At 42.4% G+C, this 24183-nt stretch carries 27 protein-coding genes and 1 rRNA gene; 10 read left to right on the top strand and 18 right to left on the bottom strand.

The window, feature by feature from the left end:
• Position 1: 1 nt before the first annotated feature.
• The 11 genes from WB308_RS03825 to WB308_RS03875 all read right to left on the bottom strand — a co-directional run bounded on the left by WB308_RS03825 (position 2) and on the right by WB308_RS03875 (position 8984).
• On the bottom strand, positions 2-796 hold the full coding sequence (locus WB308_RS03825; RefSeq protein ID WP_424189166.1) for an ABC transporter permease: 795 nt from the start codon (positions 794-796) through the stop codon (positions 2-4).
• Positions 796-2628, bottom strand: a complete 1833-nt coding sequence (gene flgK, locus WB308_RS03830) for a flagellar hook-associated protein FlgK (protein WP_424189168.1) — start codon at positions 2626-2628, stop codon at positions 796-798. The genes WB308_RS03825 and flgK overlap by 1 nt, the downstream gene beginning before the upstream one ends.
• Before the next feature lie 3 nt (positions 2629-2631).
• On the bottom strand, positions 2632-3060 hold the full coding sequence (locus WB308_RS03835) for a hypothetical protein (RefSeq protein WP_424189170.1): 429 nt from the start codon (positions 3058-3060) through the stop codon (positions 2632-2634).
• Positions 3061-3077: 17 nt separating this feature from the next.
• Entirely contained in the window at positions 3078-3284 is a 207-nt protein-coding gene (locus WB308_RS03840) for a flagellar biosynthesis anti-sigma factor FlgM (protein ID WP_424189172.1), read from the bottom strand.
• 67 nt (positions 3285-3351) lie between these two features.
• Positions 3352-3642, bottom strand: coding sequence for a rod-binding protein (locus tag WB308_RS03845; RefSeq protein ID WP_424189174.1), 291 nt, complete (start codon positions 3640-3642; stop codon positions 3352-3354).
• Entirely contained in the window at positions 3642-4688 is a 1047-nt protein-coding gene (locus WB308_RS03850; RefSeq protein WP_424189176.1) for a flagellar basal body P-ring protein FlgI, read from the bottom strand. Before WB308_RS03850 ends, WB308_RS03845 begins: the two co-directional genes overlap by 1 nt.
• A 50-nt stretch (positions 4689-4738) precedes the next feature.
• The gene (gene rsmD / locus WB308_RS03855; RefSeq protein WP_424189178.1) at positions 4739-5326 is read right to left on the bottom strand and encodes a 16S rRNA (guanine(966)-N(2))-methyltransferase RsmD; all 588 of its coding nucleotides are present in this window, start codon (positions 5324-5326) and stop codon (positions 4739-4741) included.
• Positions 5316-5696, bottom strand: coding sequence for a hypothetical protein (locus WB308_RS03860; RefSeq protein ID WP_424189180.1), 381 nt, complete (start codon positions 5694-5696; stop codon positions 5316-5318). Before WB308_RS03860 ends, rsmD begins: the two co-directional genes overlap by 11 nt.
• Positions 5697-5775: 79 nt before the next feature.
• Positions 5776-7740, bottom strand: coding sequence for a diguanylate cyclase domain-containing protein (locus tag WB308_RS03865; protein WP_424189182.1), 1965 nt, complete (start codon positions 7738-7740; stop codon positions 5776-5778).
• A gap of 105 nt (positions 7741-7845) precedes the next feature.
• Positions 7846-8547 carry an exonuclease domain-containing protein gene (locus tag WB308_RS03870; protein ID WP_424189184.1) on the bottom strand — a complete coding sequence of 234 codons (702 nt, stop codon included), beginning with the start codon at positions 8545-8547 and terminating at the stop codon, positions 7846-7848.
• A gap of 2 nt (positions 8548-8549) precedes the next feature.
• Positions 8550-8984: a hypothetical protein gene (locus tag WB308_RS03875; RefSeq protein WP_424189186.1), complete on the bottom strand. Its 435-nt coding sequence runs from the start codon at positions 8982-8984 to the stop codon at positions 8550-8552.
• A gap of 85 nt (positions 8985-9069) precedes the next feature.
• On the opposite strand from WB308_RS03875, the gene murA reads away from it, so the two are divergent.
• Complete coding sequence (gene murA / locus WB308_RS03880) at positions 9070-10332, top strand: UDP-N-acetylglucosamine 1-carboxyvinyltransferase (protein WP_424189188.1); 1263 nt, start codon at positions 9070-9072, stop codon at positions 10330-10332.
• Positions 10333-10596: 264 nt separating this feature from the next.
• Here the strand turns inward: murA and purL are convergent, their stop codons facing one another.
• Positions 10597-12810: a phosphoribosylformylglycinamidine synthase subunit PurL gene (gene purL / locus WB308_RS03885; RefSeq protein WP_424189190.1), complete on the bottom strand. Its 2214-nt coding sequence runs from the start codon at positions 12808-12810 to the stop codon at positions 10597-10599.
• 133 nt (positions 12811-12943) lie between these two features.
• Here purL and WB308_RS03890 point away from each other — a divergent pair, with 133 nt between their 5' ends.
• Positions 12944-13426, top strand: a complete 483-nt coding sequence (locus tag WB308_RS03890) for an Hsp20/alpha crystallin family protein (protein WP_424189192.1) — start codon at positions 12944-12946, stop codon at positions 13424-13426.
• 2 nt (positions 13427-13428) lie between these two features.
• Here the strand turns inward: WB308_RS03890 and greA are convergent, their stop codons facing one another.
• From greA to WB308_RS03905, 3 genes are read right to left on the bottom strand one after another with little or no spacing between them, the layout of a single operon-like run.
• The gene (greA, locus tag WB308_RS03895; protein WP_424189194.1) at positions 13429-13959 is read right to left on the bottom strand and encodes a transcription elongation factor GreA; all 531 of its coding nucleotides are present in this window, start codon (positions 13957-13959) and stop codon (positions 13429-13431) included.
• Positions 13960-13972: 13 nt separating this feature from the next.
• Positions 13973-14374, bottom strand: a complete 402-nt coding sequence (vapC, locus tag WB308_RS03900) for a type II toxin-antitoxin system tRNA(fMet)-specific endonuclease VapC (RefSeq protein WP_424189196.1) — start codon at positions 14372-14374, stop codon at positions 13973-13975.
• Entirely contained in the window at positions 14374-14610 is a 237-nt protein-coding gene (locus tag WB308_RS03905; RefSeq protein WP_424189198.1) for an antitoxin, read from the bottom strand. The genes vapC and WB308_RS03905 overlap by 1 nt, the downstream gene beginning before the upstream one ends.
• Before the next feature lie 403 nt (positions 14611-15013).
• Between WB308_RS03905 and WB308_RS03910 the strand changes: the two genes are divergently transcribed.
• Complete coding sequence (locus tag WB308_RS03910) at positions 15014-16639, top strand: hypothetical protein (protein ID WP_424189200.1); 1626 nt, start codon at positions 15014-15016, stop codon at positions 16637-16639.
• A 174-nt stretch (positions 16640-16813) separates the two neighbouring features.
• Here the strand turns inward: WB308_RS03910 and WB308_RS03915 are convergent, their stop codons facing one another.
• A complete protein-coding gene (locus tag WB308_RS03915; protein ID WP_424189202.1) occupies positions 16814-17140 on the bottom strand; it encodes a hypothetical protein in 327 nt (108 codons plus the stop codon).
• 70 nt (positions 17141-17210) lie between these two features.
• On the opposite strand from WB308_RS03915, the gene WB308_RS03920 reads away from it, so the two are divergent.
• The 7 genes from WB308_RS03920 to WB308_RS03950 all read left to right on the top strand — a co-directional run bounded on the left by WB308_RS03920 (position 17211) and on the right by WB308_RS03950 (position 23407).
• Positions 17211-19196 carry an RNB domain-containing ribonuclease gene (locus WB308_RS03920; RefSeq protein ID WP_424189204.1) on the top strand — a complete coding sequence of 662 codons (1986 nt, stop codon included), beginning with the start codon at positions 17211-17213 and terminating at the stop codon, positions 19194-19196.
• Entirely contained in the window at positions 19189-20154 is a 966-nt protein-coding gene (gene holA / locus WB308_RS03925; RefSeq protein WP_424189206.1) for a DNA polymerase III subunit delta, read from the top strand. Before WB308_RS03920 ends, holA begins: the two co-directional genes overlap by 8 nt.
• Before the next feature lie 207 nt (positions 20155-20361).
• Positions 20362-20745, top strand: a complete 384-nt coding sequence (rpsF, locus tag WB308_RS03930; protein ID WP_295013249.1) for a 30S ribosomal protein S6 — start codon at positions 20362-20364, stop codon at positions 20743-20745.
• A gap of 19 nt (positions 20746-20764) precedes the next feature.
• Positions 20765-21271 carry a single-stranded DNA-binding protein gene (locus WB308_RS03935; protein WP_424189208.1) on the top strand — a complete coding sequence of 169 codons (507 nt, stop codon included), beginning with the start codon at positions 20765-20767 and terminating at the stop codon, positions 21269-21271.
• Between the two features lie 21 nt (positions 21272-21292).
• Complete coding sequence (gene rpsR / locus WB308_RS03940; protein WP_424189210.1) at positions 21293-21550, top strand: 30S ribosomal protein S18; 258 nt, start codon at positions 21293-21295, stop codon at positions 21548-21550.
• Between the two features lie 108 nt (positions 21551-21658).
• The gene (locus WB308_RS03945; RefSeq protein ID WP_424189212.1) at positions 21659-22120 is read left to right on the top strand and encodes a DUF420 domain-containing protein; all 462 of its coding nucleotides are present in this window, start codon (positions 21659-21661) and stop codon (positions 22118-22120) included.
• Positions 22121-22129: 9 nt separating this feature from the next.
• Complete coding sequence (locus WB308_RS03950; protein ID WP_424189214.1) at positions 22130-23407, top strand: trypsin-like peptidase domain-containing protein; 1278 nt, start codon at positions 22130-22132, stop codon at positions 23405-23407.
• On the opposite strand, the gene WB308_RS03955 is transcribed toward WB308_RS03950, so the two are convergent.
• The gene (locus WB308_RS03955; RefSeq protein ID WP_424189216.1) at positions 23404-23958 is read right to left on the bottom strand and encodes a GNAT family N-acetyltransferase; all 555 of its coding nucleotides are present in this window, start codon (positions 23956-23958) and stop codon (positions 23404-23406) included. The genes WB308_RS03950 and WB308_RS03955 overlap by 4 nt on opposite strands.
• A 114-nt stretch (positions 23959-24072) precedes the next feature.
• A 5S ribosomal RNA gene (gene rrf, locus WB308_RS03960) occupies positions 24073-24183 on the bottom strand; the annotation flags it as partial.

Raw genomic sequence — 24183 nt, forward strand, 5'->3', positions numbered from 1 at the left:
CTTACCTTACCTCTTTTTGATTCATTTTTGTCTGTAGTGCATTGGAAATATTCATCAGCGCAAAAGTGACGATAAAGATCATGAGGCCGGGGAAGAAACTTACCCACCATGCAATATCGATCACCTCTTTACCGCCGCTGAGAATACTCCCCCAGCTCATCTGCGGTGCAACGATCCCCAAACCTAAAAATGAAAGCCCTGATTCAGCCAGAATCGCTCCCCCTACCCCGAAAGTAAAACTGACCAATACGATCGGAGCGAGAAGCGGAGCGTAGTATTTGAAAATAACTTTGAGCGGATGGACATTTGCAATGTCCAATATACGGATAAACGGTTTAGACGCAAGGGCAAAACTCTCGGAACGAATAAGCCGTGCCGTCCCCATCCATCCTGTAATGGAAATAATCAACACCAAAATCCAAATCGATGCATTGACATAACTCACAAGCGTCAAAAGTAAAAAGAGGGTCGGAAACGTTAAAAATAGATCCACAATAACGATAAAAAGTTTATCAAATCCTCCGCGCAATAATGCCGCACTCACACCGTACAGCAACCCGATCAAGGTAGAAATAAGAGCACTGGAAAATCCGATTAACAGCGACACCTGCCCCCCTTCCATCAACCGGGACAACAAATCGCGTCCCAATCTGTCGGTTCCGAACCAATGGTCCATCGACGGTGAAAGCAAAATAGCGTTAGCGTCCAACAACAAAGGATCGACCGTATAAAGCAACGGTCCGATAAAGGAGAAAAAGATTACCCCAACCAGCGCGGCAATACTAAATAGAGGCATTAGGCCTTAATACCTAACAAGGTTGTCATCATCTCATCAATCGTCGTAATAATTTTCGCGGCTGCCCCGTATGAAGTTTGATAACGGATCAAATTGGCCAATTCCTCATCCATACTGACTTTGCTCACCGAATCGTACTCTTGCTTGATTGCATTGTATTGTGCCGTAATCGACTCATTTCTCTGGATAGCTGAATTCGTTTGTGTCCCTACATTCGTCACCAATCGATCAAAATAGCCGTACAACGTATCTGAAGAGAGATTGGTCCCATTTTTAAATACCAGGGAAGAAAACTGGAGTTCTACCATATCTAAAGCCGCTTGATTATCTCCATCCTCCGGAGATTTATAGCCTCTTATTTGTGTCGGATCATTTTTAAAGTCGCTGTTAAGAGCAATATCTTTAGCATCATAACCATCAAGAAAACGATTCACTCCGGTCACACCGGCAAAATTTGTCCCCTGATCTTCGATTGCAAAAGTATACCCTTGTGATTCAAATCCCGGTTTCAAATCTATTTGAAAAACATTGGAGACAAAACTTGCATTTAAAATGTCATCAATATCATTAAGTGCATTGTTATCACTATTGTCATCCTTCGAGGCGGCGAATTGTTCAACAACCCCACCACTCGCACCGGAAATGACGGTCATATCATCGATGGTGATCGAACGTCTGCTAATCTCTTGGCCATCGATATCGTACACAACCACATCGAATGTACCGGTATTAAAATTCTCATCCGTATTCATCAACGGCTGGTTGGCCGAAAAACTCATTGGATTGGAACGCATCTGCGATGTGGCGCTTTGCGCATACAAATTGTTCGTTGATTCAATCATTCCACGGGCAAAAGTATCCAGGTTATTCACGGTTTCTTGTAAAAAACCATCTTCAAATTCACCGTTCTCACCGATAATAGAACCACGAAGCTCTAAAATTGCTCCTACTTTTCCCCCAGTAATATTACTCGCAAACGGAATTCTTACACCATCTTGCCGTTCATAATAAAGATCGTTATAACCATTTTTATTACTTAGATTATCGACACCGATCGGATGGAAACTGATTCCGTCAACGAGGTTAAATCCTCCGGCTTGGATCGTATAACTCCCCTCTTCGATAGCGATATTTCTATCAATATCATTTCGGCTTCCCACTCCCCCGACTAAAACTTTGGAACCGATGAGCTTTGAAAGTGTCATTTCCAGTTTGTTTCGCTGATCACGCAGGTCATTCGCATTATTGATACCGCCGGCTTCCGCTTCATTGATCGATTTGTTAAGTTCGGCAATCTGCTTTCCGATACTGTTGACTTCATTAATATTGACTTCCAGCTGATCGTTTAAAGAGCCTTGTAATTTGGTTATCTGAAAACGGGTTTCATTTATATGCTGCGTCAAAGTTTGTGTCTGCTGTGCCAATGCTACTTTCAAAGCACTGTTATTTGGATTATTTGCAAGTGACTGCCACATGTCAAAATAGTTTTGCATATCCTTTTTGATCCCGACATTATCGATTTCAGGAAAATAGGTGGAAAGCTCTTCGAGATTTTTTTTCAATGTATCGGAATACTCTTTATTTTGCGATGCGCTCATATAGCGATCGGAAACGAATTTATCAAAGATACGGGTAATTTCAGTGATTTGTACCCCGTTCCCCCGCTGTCCCGGATCGATACTGATGGGGGTGGCCGCAGCCGTCACCACACGCTGGCGGCTATACCCCTCGGTTTCAGCATTGGCAATATTATGTCCTGTCGTGTCGATAGCAACTTGAGCTGCGTTGAGAGCGCTGTATCCGATATGTAATGCGTTAAATATTGATGCCATAGTCTATACTCGTACTTCCAAAAAAGATGCTTCGGCAGAGACTATTTTTTGATAACCATTCATCTCTGTCGGAACGACTCTTTCTAAGAGTGTATTGTAGAATGAGCCGACACTTAAAACCATTTTGGCGTATTGCTGATTGACTTCCCGAAGCAGGGAAAGGTGTTCTTTGAGGGAATCGAGTTGTTGATGTTGTTCATTATCCAAAAGCTCAGAGAGAGGACGTGAGGGATGCTGTGTCATAAGTTTTGAAATTTCGCGGTCGATCATCGCTTTCTTATGTTCAAAATTTTTAATTTTCTCTTCTTTTATCGCCAAACGATCAAACTGAGAATTATGATTCGCCTCTTTGATATCATTGATATCTTCTTGTGACAAAGAGATGAGAGATTCAAGATCTTTGATAGCACTTTGCAATTGATAAGACAACATCATAAACTCCTCTGATTTTAAGTCAGCTCTTGCGCGATACGCTTGGCCAACGCTTCGATATCGACACGATATTCCCCTTTTTCGATAGAAGCTTTAAGCTCTTCGATCCGGCTTGTGTCACCTTGTTTTGTAATAGATTGCACGGATTTCTCCTGCTCTTTAATTTTTAATGATGGCTCTTGATATGCCCCTCGAATGAGTGAACCGTTCACACTTGAGATCATGGTGAATCCTTGTTATCCGTTTATGATGTATAACAACTATATCGGCCAAAGCCATTAAAAATTTAGTTTATTGCCCTGTTTTCACACCCTTTTGACTCAGGTGTTCAAATAGCATTTGAGAAAATCCGAATCCTCCGGCACTGGCATTGGACAACTCTTCACGATACATTGATTTGAAAATCTTATCTCCCGGATCGTTTGTATTAAAAAGGTTTTTTTCCTCTTTCATCGCTTCATCAAGCATCATTTTGACAATAATCGCTTCAAACTGATCGGTCTTCTCACGTAAAACCGCATCCCCATCTTTCGTCCCTATGGTAGGAACCGCTTTATGATACTGAACCGATGAAATATCCATTAGATCACTTCCAAATCAACCGAGATAGCTCCGGCACTTTTCATCGCTTGCAGTATTGAAATCATCTCTTTGGGGCTGGCACCCAATTTTTGAAGCGACCGGGCGATATTGGCAACCGTTGTCGTCCCTTTTTCAGTATAGACTTCATTTTCATTCAAACCGATAACAAGACTCTTATCCATTACAACACTTCCTGCCGGTTGAGCTACGGAATTTTGGGAAAGTATTTTGACGGTGATGTCCCCTTGGGTAATCACTACCGGTTTCACCTCAACATCGACACCCGCGACAATGGTCCCCGTACGCTCGTTGATAATGATTTTTTGATCTTGTTCATAATCAATGTTGAGACTTTGTACTTCCGCTAAAAATTCGACCATCGATTTGTTTTGAGGCAGCTGCAGCGTAATCGTTCTAGGATCGACGGCTGTCGCAACATTTGAACGGTATTTGGTATTTATTACTTTTTGGATGGCAACCGAATTAGCAAAATTAGACGATTTTAGAGATAAGGTTGCCGTTTGCTGATGCGCCATATCTTGGTTAATTTCACGCTCAACCAAACCGCCACCGTATACCATCCCGACGGTTGGATGCGATTCAGCACCGGAACCTCTTTCATTTTTACCGCCAATAGTGATCGGTCCTTGTGCAAGCGCGTAAATTTTTCCATCCACCCCTTTGAGAGGAGTCATCAACAATGTCCCCCCCTCCAGTGATTTTGCATCTCCGATAGAAGATACGGTGACGTCAAACGCATCACCCTGACGGGCAAAAGGGGCAAATTTAGCCGTAACCACGACGGCGGCAACGTTTTTGGATTTGATATCGACCGGATTCATATCGATGTTCATCGCTTTAAGCATATTCGCGATCGATTGGAGGGTAAATTTGGATGTCGTACCGTCACCCGTTTTTTTCAAACCGACAACAAGCGAATAACCGATAATTTGGTTGTCACGTACGCCGACGATATTAGCGACTTCGCTGATACGGGTCGCTTGAGAGAGGGTAAGTACGCAAAAAAGTAGTATAAAAATTCTCATGCCCATCCTTTATGATAAAAGGATTAAGCAAAGGCTATTCCAAAAATAGCTTACGCATAATAAGTAAGAGAGGTTTTCCCGAAACGTTTGGATTTAAGGCGGTTAAAGTGGCCGATTGAGTCAGGCAACTCCAATGTACTCATATGCTCGATAATGATCAATTTTGCCATTTCCAGAGGAAAAGATGCGATCATATCAATGGTTTTATCGTATATCTCTTCCATCCCCTCTCGGTAAGCGAACGGTGGATCGACATAAATAAAAGCACTCTCTCCGAGTGATGAGAGACGCTTTTTTACCTGAACGATATTGCTGAAACTGTCCCCTTCGACAATTTCACACGCTCTCGGATCCGTTTGGGCGATGTTTTCTCGAAGCGTTCGTATCGCATCGCGATCTTTTTCCATAAAGATGATCTTTTTGGCTCCGCGACTAAGAGCCTCGAGCCCGATCGAACCGCTTCCGGAAAAAACTTCCACCAGAACCGAATCGATAATATCAAACTGAAGCGTATTAAAAAAAGATTCTAAAACGATCCCCTTTGAACTTCGTGTCGTCTCTTTAGAGGGAAGCTTCAGTGTTTTCCCTTTGTATTTTCCCGCAATAATTTTTTTAGTGATGGTTGGATTACTTTTCATAAAATGCCCGTACTGCTTTGAGGATGTTTGCCTGGTATTCACGTGTTAATTTCTCGATATGGCGCTCCAGAATTTCGAAACTCACAACGTCTTCTTGAGGGACAATCTTCTCCTCTTCAGCCATCTCTGCGTTGTTCTTTTTGGAATCAAATTTTTGACTTAACGCGTGAAGCAGCTGTGCTTTGGAAAATGGTTTAATCAAATCGGAAGTTTCACCCACACCGACAACAAAGGTAGGGTGCTGTTCATCACGGATATCTTTGTCCCGAATCAAAATATCGCACTGGCGGAGTGAGCTTAAATGACCATCGAGAAAAAGTTCCAAGGAACGTTGCAACAATGGCGAATCACATTGTATAGCTACTTTCACAATGCTCTCCCTCCATGTATATTGTTCAATACATTAAAAATTAAATATTATCGGTATTTTAGCATAGATTATTTGACACTTATGATTTTAAAGTGTTCTGTGAAATTTCATCAATCGAAAACATATAGTAATGTTCTTGAGTATTTTGCTTGGCATAATACATCGCTTCATCAGCACATTTTAGCAATACGGATCGTTCAGTACCGTGGTCAGGATACATAGCGATACCGATACTGAGTGAAGGCTGAAGGGTATGTTCATCTATCTGGACAACTTGTTGTGCTTTCTCCATCAAATGACGGGCTATTTGAATCGCTTCATGGCTATTGGAAATCGAAGCAATAATCACAACAAACTCATCTCCCCCTAAGCGTGCCACCAAATCCTCAGATCGAACCCCATCTTTTAAAGCGTTAGCAACTGTTTGGAGCACGAAATCACCTATATCATGCCCCATCGTGTCGTTAATCTCTTTAAATCGGTCCAGATCAATGAAAAATAAGGCAAATTTTTGCTGCGTATACTGTGCACGAAGAAGTGTCTGATCAAATTTTTGTTCGAAATAGAGACGATTAGGAAGTCCTGTCAATGTATCGTTATGTGCGTGATCATAAAGCTGCTGTTCATATGCTTTTTGTATACTGATATCCGTAAGTACGGAGACATAACGGATCACTTTATTATTCTCATCATACACAGCGGAAATACTTTGTAACGAAGGATATATTGTGCCGTCTTTACGTCTATTCCATATTTCCCCATGCCATGTTCCGGTCGCATCAATCTCCAGAAATATTTTTTCGTAAAATGAAGAATCATGACGCCCCGATTTCAGGAAACTCGGAGATTTTCCCAACGCTTCTTCAATCGGAAAACCGGTTACAGCCGCAAATGCTTTGTTGGTCTTAATGATTATTTTCTTGCTATCGGTGATAAAAATAGCTTCCTGCAAATTTTCAAAAACGACAGATGAAAGCAACAGTTCTGCCTCCCGTTTTTTAAAATCACGTATATCCTCAATACTCAGCCAAAGATAGTGAGTATTTTTCATTGTCACCAATTCACCCGACAGCCTGATTGGAATCAACGCTCCATCACTGTTGATATAGTAGCTCTCACACGTGGAGAGCGACCCGGTCTGGATCAGTCCCGCTAAACGCTTTTTTTCTTCTTCAATATATTTTTCAGCAATCAGATCAAAATAGTTAAACGTCAAAATTTCTTCAAGAGTTCGTCCCACAATTTTTAGAAATGATTGGTTTGCATTCATTATTTGTCCGTCGCTTGTACACAATACTAATCCAATCGATGACTTAGAAATAAGCAAACAGTTAAATTGACGAGCGTCTTCAATCTCACTGACCAGCGGATTTACAAAAAACCAAAAAGCAATACTCCCGATAACGGCCAAAAGCAACGTAAAGAAGAATGCATAGCCTGCTGCTTTGATATATGGAGCTCGAATTTCATCAAGATCTATTTTTGCAACAAGCCCCCATCCAAGATTAGAAATCGGTTTGTAAGCGGCGAGAACAGGAACCCCACGATAGTCCAAATAAACACCGGCCCCTTTTTTCCCGCTTAATGCTCGGCGCATAGGTTCCCCAAAGCTTGATTTCCAGGGTATATCCATCTGATTTTTTTCATCGAAGTAGCGTTGTTTTAGAATATATCCGATGGAACCACCATTCCGTTGCCCCAAAGCAAATTCTCCGGTTCTTCCGATCCCCCCGTAAGCAGGGTATTTTGTATTGATCTGCCGAATAAATTTCGCCGCAATAGAACGCATAACGGTATTGGAAGAATGCATATTATGAGCTATAGTAGCTTGACTTGCAACGATATCAATCATCACACTCTGCGTCTCTACAAGATCGATAAGGCGGTTTTTTTGTCTCTCGAATCCAATATTGTAGAGTAATCCAATCGATACGCTTGCGACAATAAGCATGTTAATGGTGAACAGTACAATAAGATAATACGGAGTATATTCAATTTTATGACGCGCAAACGTTTCAATCAAACATGACTTAAGGCCTTTCATCAGAGATTCCGCCCTTCTTGAATACATCGGTAAACTTTACTGCCAATATTCTAACAGATAATGATCACAAAATAATATTAAAAATTATTTTTGTTAGAATATGAATCACAATCGATTTAAATAGTAGCCGATACTGTAACGCAAATCTTCATCCATATCCATCAAACTCTCACTCATCCACTTCAAATATCCAGGGTCTTTGAGAGCGATCTCTTCGATCCTTTTTTTAGCGTATTTTCCAAAGGGTAAACGTGATAACAAAACATGGCTTTTCGATATTTCTATGAGACGATCCATATCTGCCAAATCGAGCAAATAGTCCAAAATCATACGGGTATGCAAGGCATCACTGAGGGCATGATGCGCAATTATAGGTATTCCGGCCTCCGCAAAGACTCTAATTTCATCACGATACAATCGGAGTTCATAGCGCAAAAATTGCAGGCTGTACCCTTCCAAATCGTCCATGAGCGATTTGGAACATTTTAGGGTGTCAATAACGCTTCCTTGCCAGGTTATCCCCTCTTTTTCTAACATGGAGAGTTCAAACGGAGCATTATGGGATACGAGTATGTTTTCCGGTGTATTGAGGGATTTGAGTTGTTCAGCACTGATCGATTGAGAAAACGACGGAGCATCACTCACCATCTCATTCGTAATATGGTGAATAGCCGAGGCAGAAGGAGGGATTTTTTTACCGGGATTAATCAATTCAAAATGATTCATCTCTTCAGTAATCATTCCCAGGGCACATAGTCGGTCTTTGATCTCCAAACCCGTTGTTTCCGTATCGAGAAAAATCAGCATCACTACTCTGAAACGGAAGATTTTAGCGAAGCCATTAGATTATGATAATGTTCTAATGTACGGAAACTTTTTTCAAAACGCCATCCTAAAACAAAAGCGATAATCTCTTTTTTTTGTTCCGGGCTTAATTTTTCAACACGCCCGTAATACCCTAAAGAAACATTTTTATTTTTAACTTTTGCATTTTTATCGTAAATAATGGCAATAATTTGAGCGTATTTTCCCTCTTTAATAGCCCCTAAGTCCTCATCTGATAAAGATAACCCCGAGAGGTTGACCGCTTTATACTCAAACAAATCCTCAAAGTGTTCAACTTTCGAATCAATACCCAATTTAGCGTAAAGATCTTCGACTGCTTTGAGGTTGCTTTTGCGCTCTAACTCATAACTGGAGATTTGTGCCGTCAGGTTTTTCAGTCTATCCAGTGCCGAACTCACATTTTCTCCTTCAAATATCTCTCTATTTTGATAATTTTAACCACAACTAGCTTATAATATGAAACTTTTATTATTTGGGATATAAATGAACTATTTACGTATTCAAGGCCCTACAAAACTCAGCGGAACGGTTACCATTTCCGGCGCTAAAAATGCGGCATTGCCCCTTATTACCTTAACGTTGTTGGGACACAATCCTATCACTATGAGCAATACCCCTGAAGTCGCTGACATTAAAACACTCCTCAAGCTCCTCGGTAACCTCGGTGCAAGTTATACTTTGGAAGATCATATTCTAAAAATCGACACCTCAACCGTCAACCATACGATGGCAAATTATGATATCGTGAAAACGATGCGTGCTTCGATTCTCGTTCTCGGACCGCTCCTTGCCCGTTTCGGACATTGTGAAGTCTCCCTTCCAGGCGGATGTGCTATCGGTCAGCGCCCTATCGATTTACATCTAAAAGCGATGGAACAAATGGGGGCTACGATCACTATCCATGCCGGATACGTCCATGCCGTAGCACCCGAAGGGCTCAAAGGGGCTCATATCATCTTCGATAAAATCACTGTTACCGGAACAGCCAACGTTGTCATGGCAGCCGCATTGGCACACGGTAAAAGTGTCCTCGTAAATTGTGCCAAAGAACCCGAAGTGGTTCAACTGTGCGAAATCCTCCGTGACAGCGGTATCGACATCACCGGAATCGGAACCTCAGAACTCACCATTATCGGTACCGGTGGAAAAACAATTGATATGGTCGATTTTGAAGTCATCCCTGACCGTATCGAAGCAGGAACCTATATGTGTGCCGCAGCGATTACCGATTCTGTTGTTACATTAGAGCGTGTTCGCCCGGATCATCTTGATGCCGTTACGGCAAAGTTAGAGCAAATGGGATGCCGTGTAGAGTGTAGTGAAAATACCATGACGGTGTATCCCGCAGCTGAGCTCAAACACGTCGATATCGTGACCCAAGAGTATCCGGCATTCCCAACCGATATGCAAGCGCAGTTCTTAGCTCTTGCTACCCGTGCGAAAGGTGCCAGTACTATCGAAGAGCGTCTGTTTGAAAACCGTTTCATGCATGTCAGTGAATTGCAGCGTCTTGGAGCCGAAATCAAACTCAGCGGACACACCGCAACCGTTATCGGGCCGTGCGAACTCGTAGGTGCCGATGTTATGGCAACCGATCTAAGAGCGTCGAGTGCATTGGTTCTTGCAGCCATGGCGGCTGAGGGGACAACAAACGTCCACCGTATCTATCACCTCGATCGCGGATATGAAAATTTGGAGCAAAAACTACGTGCACTCGGTGCCTCTATCGAGCGCTTACAAGAATAACTTCCTTCCCCTTTTTGCGGGAAAACTCTCGCTCTCTTCTTTTTACTCTCCGCAACGATAGCTAAGGTTAGTAATATAGTATTCGCAATAGTTTTTCGGACGGATTCGAAATATTTTTCTGAGTAGCTTTTTCATACAGTACAGCATGCAAAAAGTGTTCCAAATTAGAAGAAAGAAAGTAGAATTTTTTCTGTCATTCCGTGCCACGACACGGAATCCATAAAGAATAAAAAGATACCGTATCAAGTACGGTATGACGAAGAATTACAGGTCACCTTCGATGACATTTTTGAAAGTATTGTAGTAAATATTTTGCATCTCAGGAAGTCTCATGGAGACATCATTAAGGGTAAAAGTATCGCCGCCAACTGTTCCGATTTTTTCACATCCCAAAGATCCAACCATCGCTTCAAACGGCTTGCAGTTTTCAGGTGCAACTTCAATGATTGCGCGTGACATACTCTCCGCAAAAATATCACGAGAATCCGTAACGGTAATAGAGGCATTCACCCCCTTATCGCTTACACACGCCATTTTAGCAAGTGCGATTGCCGCGCCGCCTGAGCTACAATCCTTTGCCGCTGCAAGGAGCCCTTTTTTATTCGCTTCGATAACGAGGTTCCAAAGAGCACGTTCTTTATTATAATCGATAGCCGGAATCGTTCCCGCTACAACATTGTAAAGCTCTTTCATATAGAGTGATCCGCCGAATTCCGAACGGCTTTCACCAACTATATAGAGTACATTCCCTTCTTTTTGGAAAGCAGACATCAATACTTTATTTTGATCCTCATTTACCCCAACCATCGCGATAGATGGAGTCGGGAATACCGATTTTCCGTTGGTTTCATTGTAGAGGGATACATTTCCACCGATAACCGGAGTATTCAACTCAGCACATGCCTCTTTGATTCCCAAACACCCTTGACCGAACTGCCACATCACTTCAGGGTTTTCAGGATTACCATAGTTAAGACAGTCGGTAATCGCTTTAGGGGTTGCACCGCTCATTGCAACGTTACGACCGCTCTCGATAACCGCTGCCGCCGCTCCGGCTTTCGGATCGATATAGCAGTAGCGAACGTTACAATCGGCACTCATCGCCAATGCTACGCCGTTTTCTTTGATGCGGATAACGGAGGCATCGAGCTCGCCCCCTTTTTTAACCGTATTGGTTTGTACCATTGAATCGTATTGCTCATAAATCCAATGCTTATCCACCACTTCCATAGAAGCAATCAATTTTTCAAACGCTTTTTGATTATCAACCGCTTCGAAATCGGAAAGTTTAACTTTTACAATCTCATCGAGATACGCAGGGCGGCTCATCGGACGATCCAACACCGGAGCTTCTTCACTCACCGGATCAACCGGAACCTCAGCACATTTTTCACCGTGCCAGAAAAGCTCCATATTTCCCGTCGCCGTTACTTCACCGATCACGGCGCAGTCCAGATCCCATTTTTCGAAAATATCGATGATCGCTTGTTCTGACCCTTTTTTCGCACAAATGAGCATACGCTCTTGGGATTCGGAGAGCATAAACTCATACGGCATCATCCCCTCTTCACGAGCAGGAACTTTGTCGAGATGCATAATCATACCGCTGCCTGAACGTCCCGCCATCTCAAACGAACTAGAGGTAAGCCCCGCAGCTCCCATATCCTGAATACCGACGACGTAATCGGTTTTGAAAAGTTCCAAACACGCTTCGAGAAGGAGTTTTTCAGTAAACGGATCACCCACTTGTACCGTAGGACGAAGCCCTTTAGACGCTTCGGTAAAGCTATCCGAACTCATAACCGCTCCGCCGAGACCATCTCGTCCTGTTTTAGATCCGACGTAGATAACCGGATTGCCGATCCCTTCCGCTTTTCCGTAGAAAATCTCATCGCTTTTTGCAAGCCCTAGTGTAAAGGCATTTACGAGGATATTCCCGTTGTAGCACTCATCGAAACTCGTCTCACCGCCGATCGTCGGGACTCCCATACAGTTACCGTATCCGCCGATACCCGATACGACACCGCGTACCAAATAGCGCTGATGGGCACTGATATCATCTTTGTTCAATACGTTTCCGAAACGGAGAGCATTGAGGTTGGCAATCGGGCGTGCACCCATCGTAAATACGTCACGCATAATCCCGCCGACACCGGTTGCAGCCCCTTGATACGGTTCGATAAAACTCGGATGGTTATGGCTCTCCATTTTGAAAACCGCCGCATATCCGCCGCCGATATCGATGACACCTGCGTTTTCACCCGGTCCTTGAATAACCCACGGCGCTTTAGTCGGAAAACCGCTCAAATGTTTTTTAGACGATTTATAACTGCAGTGTTCACTCCACATGGCCGAAAAAATCCCGATTTCTACGAGGTTCGGTTCGCGTCCGAGGATTTTTTTAATATGGGCATAATCGTCCATTGACAATTTATGCTGTTTTAGAACTTTTTCGATGTCTGGAAGGGGAGTGCTCACGGCAGTTTCCTTAGTAAAATAATAATAGTAACGCGATTATACCAAAGGCTAATCAAGCGCCCCCTTAATTTACCCTCTATTTACAAAATGAGTTTACATTTACACCCTAAAATTATTTCTTGGAGGTTCACCTATGACTTTCTCAAAATCTGTTTTAGTTCTAATGTGCGCTGTCCCTTTAGTAGCAACAGCGGCCGTATCCACTTCACAATCCAAATCGGAAAAACCGTGTGATGAACGGTGTGCATTTTGGAATATGGAGGATATGGAACGATTTTTCGAACGCCCTTATCCCCGCATGATTTCTCCCTACAGTTCCTCATCCATGAAAGAGAGTGATAAAGCGTACCTCATCAGTATTGATCTGCCGGGGATGGATAAAAAAGATATTTCCATCGAAACATCAGGAAATAGATTAATGATTTCGGGAGAACGCAAAGAGGAATCGGAGAATAAAGAGGGGTCGAAAAAATCGTATCGGCAATTCAATCAAAGTTTTTCGCTCCCTGAGGATGCTAATCTTGAAACAATTACCGCTGCATCAACCAACGGGGTTTTAAAAATAACCGTTCCCAAAACGGGGAAAAAAACCTCAAAAAAAATTGAGATCAAATAGGATCAATGAAAACTATACTCTTTTTCACTGCGCAGATTTTTCTTGAGTGAAAAGATATCAATATAGGTAATTGAACTCACTTCATAGCTCTTTCTTCCATTTGGGAGATAGACGCTAAATTCGTCCCCCTCCTCTTTTCCCAGCATTGCACGTGCGAGTGGTGAGTGAACCGAAATAAGTCCGTTTTCGGGTTCACTTTCCAATGTTCCGCAAATCGTATAGGTAAATTCCGCCTCCGTGTTCACATCCATAATCGTGATCGTTGCACCGAAATGGGCGCGGGAGTGATCGAGTAATGAGGGATCAATCATTTGGGCTTTTTGAATCATCGAATTGAGATAAAAAAGTCGTTTATCGATATGACGCAGTTTCTCTTTCGCCGCATGATACTCCGCATTTTCACTTCGATCCCCCAGCTCCGCCGCACGCTGTTTTTCGACATTTACACGAGGTTTTTCGACATCTTTTAGGAATTTAAACTCGCGCAGGAGTTCATCATACCCTCGCGGGGTCATGGGTTCATTTTGACTCATCTATTTGTCCTTTTTAGCATACCCAATTCTCCAACCGTAACCCCTCAACCCGTTCAAACTCTTTGGTGTTATTAGTGACCAATATCGCATCGCACCCTTTGGCATGGGCGGCAATAAACAGATCATTTGAACCGATGCTATTTCCGGTAGTTTCCAACTCTACCCGAATGGTAGCATACGACAATGCACTGTTTTTATCAAAATCCATGATCTGAAAATTCTCAATAAATGATAGGACGAGATCAAAGAGCTTTTCAGCCCCCTTTTTCTTTGCGCCATAGATCAGTTCAGACACGACGACCGTAGAAAGAGCTATCGTATGATCTTTTTCAACAGATTTGAGCTTTTCTTTGATGTTCTGGGGCTTATTGCGGATAATATAGCTGCAAATGTTGGTATCGAGCATATAGAGCATTAAAATATCTCTCTCGTTTGAAGAGGTAGTTGCTCTCGATCTTCCAGAAATCCCCCAGTATCAATATCCTCTAGAGCATCAAAAAACATGTCCCATTTCTTCTCTATTTTCGGTTTTATAATCAGTGTATCGCCTATTTTATCAATGCACACTTCATCCGTATCGACGCGGAACTCTTTTGGGATACGAATCGCCTGTGAACGACCGTTTTGAAACACTTTTGCCATAACTGTCATTTCAGATCCTTTCTGAAAGATATATATCATAAGTATATACCAAACAATAGCCTGTGTCAATAGATAGTGAATAGGCTTCTTGTATTACCTGCTTTTCCGTTCGTGGTGAGCCTGTCGAACCATGAACTTTTTTACCCTTCGACTGGCTCAGGGCGAACGGGATCATATCGTTCTTCTATGTTTTTCTAAGAGTACCGTAACGCAATTTTGACCCTTTGCATTCGTATGCTGAAGATACGAGATAGGGAAATAATTTTAAGAAAATCGGTGTAAAATGTTTAAAAATATGTTGGTATGTAAAAATTTGCTTGGATATTTCTGATAGTAGGGCATTTTGAATGTCTAGCAAAATGCTACATTTTGGGTATGAATAAATAGTTAGAAATACATTGAACAGGATGACATGAAATTAAATTCAAAATATTTAGAAACATATGACGAACAATACAATGGATTTCATAATGCTCTTGGGTTGTATGATTCTATGCAATTTGTATTGCGTTTAAGAACTGACATCCATACTAAAATTAAGTCACTCCCTAGTGGTATTGTATCAATGGATCAAGTTGATTTTGATGGTATACAAGCTTATTCAACTTATTTACATGAGACAATCCACTGGTGGCAACATATGGGTTCAACATCAGGACTTTTGTTGAGTTTAACTCATCCTATACAAATGCATACCAATAAAACGTTTTTAGATAGATTTTTACAAATAACTGGTGCGGTAAAATCAATTCAAAAATATAATGAACTAAATGCAAAAGAGTTTCAACCTATTGATGAAGAATTTCAAGTTATAAATCACATTATAAATAATTTTAGTGATATTGAGTTTTTTAAATACTTAGTGATATTTCCTAAAAAAGCTGAACAAGTTGTAAATGACCCTTTCTTTGAAAGTATTGGACACACTTTTCATATAACATATTCAGCATTTGTCCACCTACTTACTGAATGTTTTGACAAAGAACAAAAGTATTTTCCAAAAATTGAAAATTGGGATGAGAAATTCAGAAAATTGAATGAACATAAAGTAACTGGTTTTTATCACGGTTCCGATGTGTACATTTCTCCAATTGGTTTAAAGGCTATATACGAAGGACAAGCACGATTTATACAAATACAATATTTATATTTTGGAGTTGGAAAAAAATTAACTTGGAACGATTTTAATGATTTAGGAATGCTTTCTGGGGACTATATTGAAGCATTCAATTATTTCTTAACTTTAACAGATAGTCAATTTCCAGAAAGTATAAATGACCCACTAGTTGGATTATATTTATTGATTTGTGATATTGCAATCAATCCTATGGAAGGGTTTCCTTTTGAAATTGAGAATTTTGAAAACTTCATAAATATTACTGATCCAGGAATCAGATTTATAACTTTATGCAAACTTGTTAAAGAAAAGTTTCCTGAAGTAAAAAACAGCATACAAAAATATAGTTCGGAAGAATATTATGAAGTATCCAATAAACTTTGTAAAGCTGCAAATTACAAATCACCATTGGATGGAGCAAAGAAAATAGTTGACTGGAGTAAAAGCATTCCCTCATTTATAGATTTAGTTGAGGAAGAGAAAACTTTTGCTTTTAATTTAGAAAATTTCCCTATTAGGTTGATGTTCTCTAAATTTGTAAATTTTCAAAAGGATAAATACATCAATCCAGCTTTTTTTTGTTGGGCTGGTTATCACTTTACCGCAGAAAATATTTGCGAACAAACTTTTAACATGTTTGCTGAGCATGAAGCTTTATTTATTGATGATATTGATGGAGATATTTATCCTAGAAAACTTCCAAATAAAGCAGAAAAACAATTAACAGATGTAATGACTACATTTTATACTTGGATTAGTGCCTATGATTTGACAAGGCAATGGATCACAAAAGAAGGCAAGTTTGAGTATGACTATCTATGGCTAACTAGTAAATACACTCCAGAGGAAGTTAATAAATGGGCTAAACATGCATTTTCAACTATTTTTAAAGTTGATCCTGATGAGTTTAAAATCATTTAAATTTCTAACAAAAGCTAGAAATTGAGGTGTCAGGTGAGACCTATAACCTACTTTTCCGTTCGTGGTGAGCTCGTCGAACCATAAACGAAACACCCTTCGACAGGCTCAGGGCGAACGGGAACATATCTTTTACTTTTGAGTTATGCAAAAAGCGGGGCTAACGCCCCACTTCATTTACGCCGCAAATCCGAGAATATAATAGGTCGGTTTCCCCTCTACTTTTTGGAGATTCACTTTATACTTGTCCGCAAAATGGTTGATTTTCTCCATTGCGTCACCGGCACTGATCTCACTCGTCGCATCGATCTTGATTTTAAAATAGTCGTTACTGTTCGACATCGCCACATATGATTCATCGGTTTTAAGTGCTTCGTGCAAATCCAAAATATGTTTGATAATTTTTTCATACCCGCCAGTATTCTCTTCGATACGGCTAAGTTGGAGGCTTAATGCTTCATTAGGGGCATATCCGAGTTGGTTTAAAATCGCTTCATGTGTCATTAGTGTGTTCCTTTGTAAAATTAGAGGAGTTATTCTATCATAGAAGTATTTATTGACTATAATATCTCTCATGAAATCACTCCTAATTCGTCTTACCCATGGTCTTTATGACCAAGATATCGCACCCGAAGAGCGTGAGCACATTAATGAATGGCTTACACGAAAACTTCTAACTCATGAAGATAACAAATATCAGCTCGCGTCTCAATACCGCGCAGGTATCATCTCTTTGGCTTCTGAGAGCGGTGCCTATCTTCAGACATTGGGAGAGAGTATCCGCGACCACTTTATCGAAACCAATAACCTGATGGGGGCGAAAAGCGGCGATTTGGTCATCGCCCAACGGTTACTCGGAAAACGGGGCGGTCCTCAGGCGAAAGTCGTCGTCATCGCAGGGCGAAGCGAAACGTTCAGTGTCGCCGTTGTCACGATGAAAAACGGCTATTTGAGCCTCCAAGACATCCGCACCGATCACCCCGCAGGATTTGCCCTAAATGATCTTCCCGAAACAGCGGAAGGCTCACTCTATCAGATCAACAACCAAAGCGGAACGATAGCCGCCTATCTGGGCAACCTCAGTGATCCGAAAGTGGATGAGAAAATCGTCCTCGCCCTCTACAACAAACACGATGCGTTCGAAGATGATGTTTTGGCCATGGCACGAGAGTTTCCCAAAGAGGTCGATGCCTCGCTCTATCCCAACCGCCGTGATCTGCGCCATCTGCCGTTTTGCACCATCGACCCCGTCACCGCCAAAGATTTCGATGACGCCATCTGTTATATCCCCGAAACCTCCACCCTCTACGTCGCTATCGCCGATGTGAGCGAATACGTCCACCCTTTCGGTGCGATCGATGCCGAAGCGATTTACCGCAGTTTCTCTATCTATCTCCCCCACCGCTCCATCCCGATGCTCCCGAGAGAACTCAGCGAAACCCTCTGTTCGCTTCAGCCTCTCGTCGATCGTCTCGCCTACACCTTTGAGATACACATCGATCCCGTAACCTATGAAATGGACTCCTTTGAACTCTACGAATCTATCATCCACTCCCACCGCCGGTTCAGCTATGAGGAGATCGATGCCTTTTTAGAGGGAAATCTGGAAGCCAAAACCGAAAAAGAGGCGAAGGTATTAGCCTATATCCCTCTCCTCAATGTGCTCACCTACAAACTGCGCGAAGAGCGAATGAAAAAAGGGTACAACTTCCGCTCCAGCGAACTGGAAATGCGGATTGACGAGGAACAAAATATCCTCTCCACCGAGTTTGCCGTCGAGACACCGTCGCACGCACTGATCGAGGATTGTATGCTCCTAGCCAACAAAGCGGCGGCATCGATGTACGAGCGGGGAGTATTTCGTATCCACGAATCCCCTAGCCCGATGAAACTCCAAAGCCTCTACACTGAGTTGGCGAGTATCGGTATTTTCGTCGAATCGCAAGGCTCGATCAAAGAGACGATCATGGCGATCCAAGCCGAAGCGGAGCGACGCGATCTGATCAGCGAAGTCGATACCCTCATCATCCGCGCCCAGATGCAAGCACGCTATGCACCATATAACATGGGACATTTCGGGTTAGGATTTGATCGCTACACCCACTTCACCTCTCCGATCCGCCGCTACAGCGACCTGATCGTCCACCGCCTCCTCAAAGCAATTGCGGCAGGAGATACCGAAGAGGGATCGTATGTATTGCGCAATATCGAGTCTCTTTGTACCTCCATCAGTGAAAAAGAGCGTGAAGCAAGCGACATCGAAATCCGATTCCAAGAGCGTAAATTCGCTCGCTGGGCAGCCACCGTCATCGGTCAAGAGTTCAAAGCCCGTGTCATGCGCGCCGAAGAGCCGTTCATCGCCGAGATTCACGACACTATCACGGGGGCAAAAGTACAGATTTCCTCACAATTTGGTCTTATGCTCTTCGATGACATCATCGTTAAAATCGAAACCGCCAACCTCGCCACCGCAAAAATCACCGCCTCATTTGTAAGCCGTATTGAAAAAGAAGATGAAACTCATCCGAGCGGTCATATCGCAGGAAAATTATATGAATAGACAAGAGCTAGACCGCCATCTCCAAAACAACAGCGCACCGCGGGCCATGTCACTCTTTGGAGAGAGCCATTTTTTGATCGACCGATACGCTCACAGACTTTCTCAAATCGAGGGGGCCTCCGTACTCAGCCTCTATCATGACGAATACGATTTCAACGCCGCCAAAGCCCACCTATCTCAGGGATCCCTCTTCGGTGATCAAAACCTCCTGATCGTCAAACACGAAAAAAAGCTCCCCAAAGCCGAACTCGATACCCTCGTCGAACTCGTAGGAAAAAATCCTGACAATACCTTCATCTATTGCTACTACGGCGAGGATGTCAAAGGGACCGATACCGCGTTCAAAGGCTCCCATTCGGGATCGGTTCGTTTCTTTCATCCCTTTGCCAATGAAACACGTGCCATTGTCATGCAAGAAGCGCAAGCGCTAGGGGTGCAGCTCGATAATCAGGCGGCATTTCACCTCCTCGACATCCACAACAATGACCTTTCCCTCGCCTGCAACGAGCTCTCCAAACTCTCCATTTTAGGTAAACCGATCACGATAAAAGAGATCGACGAGCACGTTTTCGGTCTGAGCGAAATCAAACTCGACCACTTTATCGCCCGTGTCATCGAGAAAAAAGAGTTCCTCCCCTTCCTGCGCCATCTCCTCGAATCAGGGGAAAATGAGATCCAGCTCCTCACCGCTATCAGCGGATTTTTGACACAGCTCTATCTTTTTAACAGTGCTATCAAAATTCACGGTGTCGCCGATTCGGCACTCGTACTGGGGTACAAACTTCCGGGATTTGTCGAAAAAGAGCGTGCCGCCCTCTCGATCAAAATCTCGCCTGAAGGGTACAAACGGGGGATAAATCTCCTCCTCGATACCGAGCTGAAGATGAAATCAACCGGCTCACCGGATCAAGAATCACTCCTCCTATCCGCCCTGCTGAAACTGCAAAGCATACTTTAAAAATACGTCGCCGGAACAAAGTCCCCCCTACTACGCTAACGCTGTGTTCTCTTCGGCAGAGTGCCCGGACACAGCTGTGTCCGCTAATAACCAAAACTTAAATTAAGCGGATTTTTAGTATAATCCGCGCGTTCCTTGCTCTTTGCAACACGACTGTCGTGCTGTATAACAACCATAAGGGGCGAACACCATAAGGAGACATACGCTATGAGACATTACGAAAACCTAGTAATCGTAAAACCTACTCTTACAGAAGAAGAGATTAAAAACACCATCGCTCTCGTTGAAGAAGTTATCACTGCAAACGGCGGTGAGATCGTTGCTCGCGACGCAATGGGAATGAAAAAATTGGCTTACCCTATCGAGAAAAACGCTCGCGGTTATTTTTACGTTATGTATTACAAATCTGCACCTGCTGCGATTGCTGAAATTGAACGTCGTTTCCGTATCAACGAAGAGATTTTGCGTTTCGTAACAATGAAATACGATTCAAAACGTGAAATTGCTGCTTGGAACGGTATGGTTGAAAAAACCAAAAAACCTGCTCCAACTGCTGCTGTTGCTGAGAAAAAAGAAGAAGTAGCTTCTTAAGTCATTACAAGGAAAACCTATGTATAACAAAGTCATTTTGGTTGGAAATCTTACCCGAGATATCGAGCTTCGATATTCACAAAACGGTTCGGCAATCGCAAAAACCGCTATTGCAACCAGCCGTAAGTTTACGGTAAACGGCGAGAAAAAAGAGGAGACATGTTTTGTCGACATCACTTTTTTCGGCCGTTCAGGTGAAGTAGCCAACCAATACCTTCGCAAGGGGAGTAAAATCCTCGTCGAGGGACGACTTAGTTTTGAACAGTGGGTTGACCAGACAAACGGCCAAAAGCGCTCTAAACACTCCGTTATCGTTGAAACGATGCAAATGCTCGATTCACGTGGCGAGGGTGGTTCTCAGGGCGGTTATAACGAATACAGCGATGCTGGTAATAGCGGCTATGATGCTCCGGCACCTAAAGCGGCTTATACTCCGCCACCGTCGTATTCTAAACCCGCACCGGTAAGAATGCCGGAAAACAATCTCCCAGAGATTGATATCAACGAAGACGAAATTCCGTTTTAGAAAAAGCACAAGGATAGTACCATGTCAGAAAAAAGAAAATACAAAAAACGTTATTGCAAATACTGCGAGCAAAAAGTTGATTTCATTGACTACAAAGATGTAGCTTCATTGAAATATTCACTCTCTGAGCGTTTCAAAATCATGCCACGTCGTTTGACAGGTAACTGTAAACGTCACCAAGATATGGTTACGATCGCGATCAAACAATCACGCGCTGCTGCGTTGATTCCATACACAGTATCACGTAAAGTGATCGCGGGTGCTCCTTTCGAAAGTTAAGCCCAGCATGTCGGCACTTTGCCGGCATACTTTTTCCCTCCTTTTATATCGCACTTCAATCACTTTCATCACTTGCTATAATGTCGCATTTACATTATGAGGATACGTATGTTTTTTGAACCGGGTTTTTTAGGCACTAGAGCCTTAATGTACATGGATATTGTCACCCTCTATTTTGCGATACTCCCTTTTTTATTGGCTTTCTCCATCTATCAAGCGATCCGCGGCAATATCAAGCTCCATTACCAAAGTCAATTTATAATACTGGCGATTACGATCGTTATGGTACTTATTTTTGAAATCGGAGTACGTCTTACAGGGGGATTTGTCGAATACGCGAAACAAAGCCCTCTCTCGTATGATTTTCTCCTTCTCTTCCTTGTAGTTCATATTTTTATTGCACTTATGGCGGTTGGCGGTTGGATCTATCTGATCATTTCCACCTATAAATCGTATCAGAATGGTATATTAGAAAAGAGTGAAAAACATCGGAAAATGGGTAAATGGATATTTTCCGCATTGACACTGACATCGATTATGGGATGTTCTATTTATCTCTTTTTGTTTTAAAGAATACGCATGAAAATATTTTTCTTTATTGCAATTCTCCTTTGTAGTTTAGCAACCTCTGAGCCATTTAATGGGATATCAAAGCAGGTCAAAACCGTTCTCCCCTCCATTGTCAAAATCAAAGTGCAAAAAAGTGAACCAAGCGGTGATGAGAGCGAACTCACCGCGGCCGATTCAGGAGGCTCCGGATTTATTCTCGATGATAAGCACCATATCGTAACCAATGCCCATGTAATCGGCGATGCTAAAAAAATTGCTATCATCGATCATAACAACAATGAATATTCTGCCATTCTCATCGCAAAAGATAATAAAACGGATATAGCCGTTTTAGAAGCACCTACTTTTAATGGACCGACTCTCCTTGAGGGAAATATGAGCGTATCAGCTGGTGATGGAGTTTTTGCTATCGGAGCACCTTTTTCATTAGGTCATAGTGTTTCGTATGGAATCGTCGGTGCTGTTAATCGCTTCCTTCCTAACTATCCCTATATCCGTTTCATCCAAATCGATGCCGCAATTAATCCTGGAAACTCGGGTGGGCCGCTCTTTAACCAGCAAGGTGAATTGATCGGAATGACCTCGACTTATTTTTCAAAGCAGGGAAGTTATACTAATATCGCTTTTGCTCTCCCCATAGCCGATATTCATCGCGTTGCCTCGCATCTAATACATGAAAAAAGAATCGATCGGGGATATTTTGGGGCTGAGATCTTCGTATCCGAACGACTATCACGAAAACTTGGGTATAAGGCTTCAATATTTTTAAGTCGTATCGATCCGGATTCGCCAGCACACATAAGTGGATTAAAAAGCGGTGACATCATTATAGGTTACAATGATATCAACCTCGATGACGGAGGGGAACTTCACCGCTCTCTTGAGCAGTCCCGTCCTGGTGATACAATAACATTGACATTGATTCGAGATAAGCAGCGAAAAACACTGGAAGTAAAACTGGGATCAACTCCGATAGAAAAAAAAGAGACGACCAATGCAGGAACAGCCGATATCAGTGAAAAATCAGGATTGGTTTTACGTGAAAATACAACAGGGATTGAAGTGATAGTTAGCTACAGCATTGCAAAAACTGTCGGAATCGATCCAAATGACAGAATCCTTGAGATCAATGGCACCGCAGTTAAATCAATACAAGAGTTCAATACTCAGCTAAGTAAACTCAAAGAGGGTGAAATCGCATTACTCACCATTGGACGTAACGGCACTACCCATATACTTCCTATTGGATCTAAAACCGCATTCAAAGGATATATGAGTCGAAACTAATCCATCCAACGTCTTGGATCATATCCCTCACTAGGACGCGTTATTTCACCCCTATGCAATCGTTTTGTCATCGTGATAACATCAGAGCCATCAACAAAACTTTTCTCTGCACTGCCGTTATCGTAGCGAATAAACCCGTGACGTTCATAAAAGTCTATTGCATGAGAATCCCTCAGAACGCTGAGACTGATTTGTTCATGCAATGCCCCTGCTTCAATAAACAACTGCTCTAATATCGCAGAACCGATCCCTTTAGCCCTGAATTCAGGAAGTACGGCAATGTTTAAAATAGGTGTGTTGTCGTTGATATAGCCATTTGAGCCATGATCTTCATTTAAACGGCGTATCCATGCCGCACCGGCGATCTTGTTATCTACGAGTGCATATAAACCCAAATCTTTACTAGTAAAGCCGTAAAATTCTTCATAGATAGCGAGCTTGGGTATATCCGCTAGCTTCATATTAACTTCATCTAAGCGCATAGCATAATGAAGCATATCGGTGACAATTTTTTGTTCGGAGGATCTGAGAAAATAAAGTGTTGGTTTCATAAAAGAAAGTATACCGCATTGATGCTAAGATGTTAATTTTGAGTGATAATGAGGTTTTTTTTTTGATTGCTTGAATTGGGATTGTATTAAAAAGAGGAGAGTAAAAATCTGAGAGCCAGGCGGCGACCTACGTTTCCACACCTGAAAGATGCAGTATTATGAGCGATGAGGGTCTTAGCTTCCGGGTTCGGAATGGGGCCGGGCGTTTCCCCCTCTCTATAGCCA

The sequence above is a fragment of the Sulfuricurvum sp. genome (assembly GCF_049587615.1).
In the GTDB taxonomy this organism is placed as follows: Bacteria; Campylobacterota; Campylobacteria; order Campylobacterales; family Sulfurimonadaceae; genus Sulfuricurvum.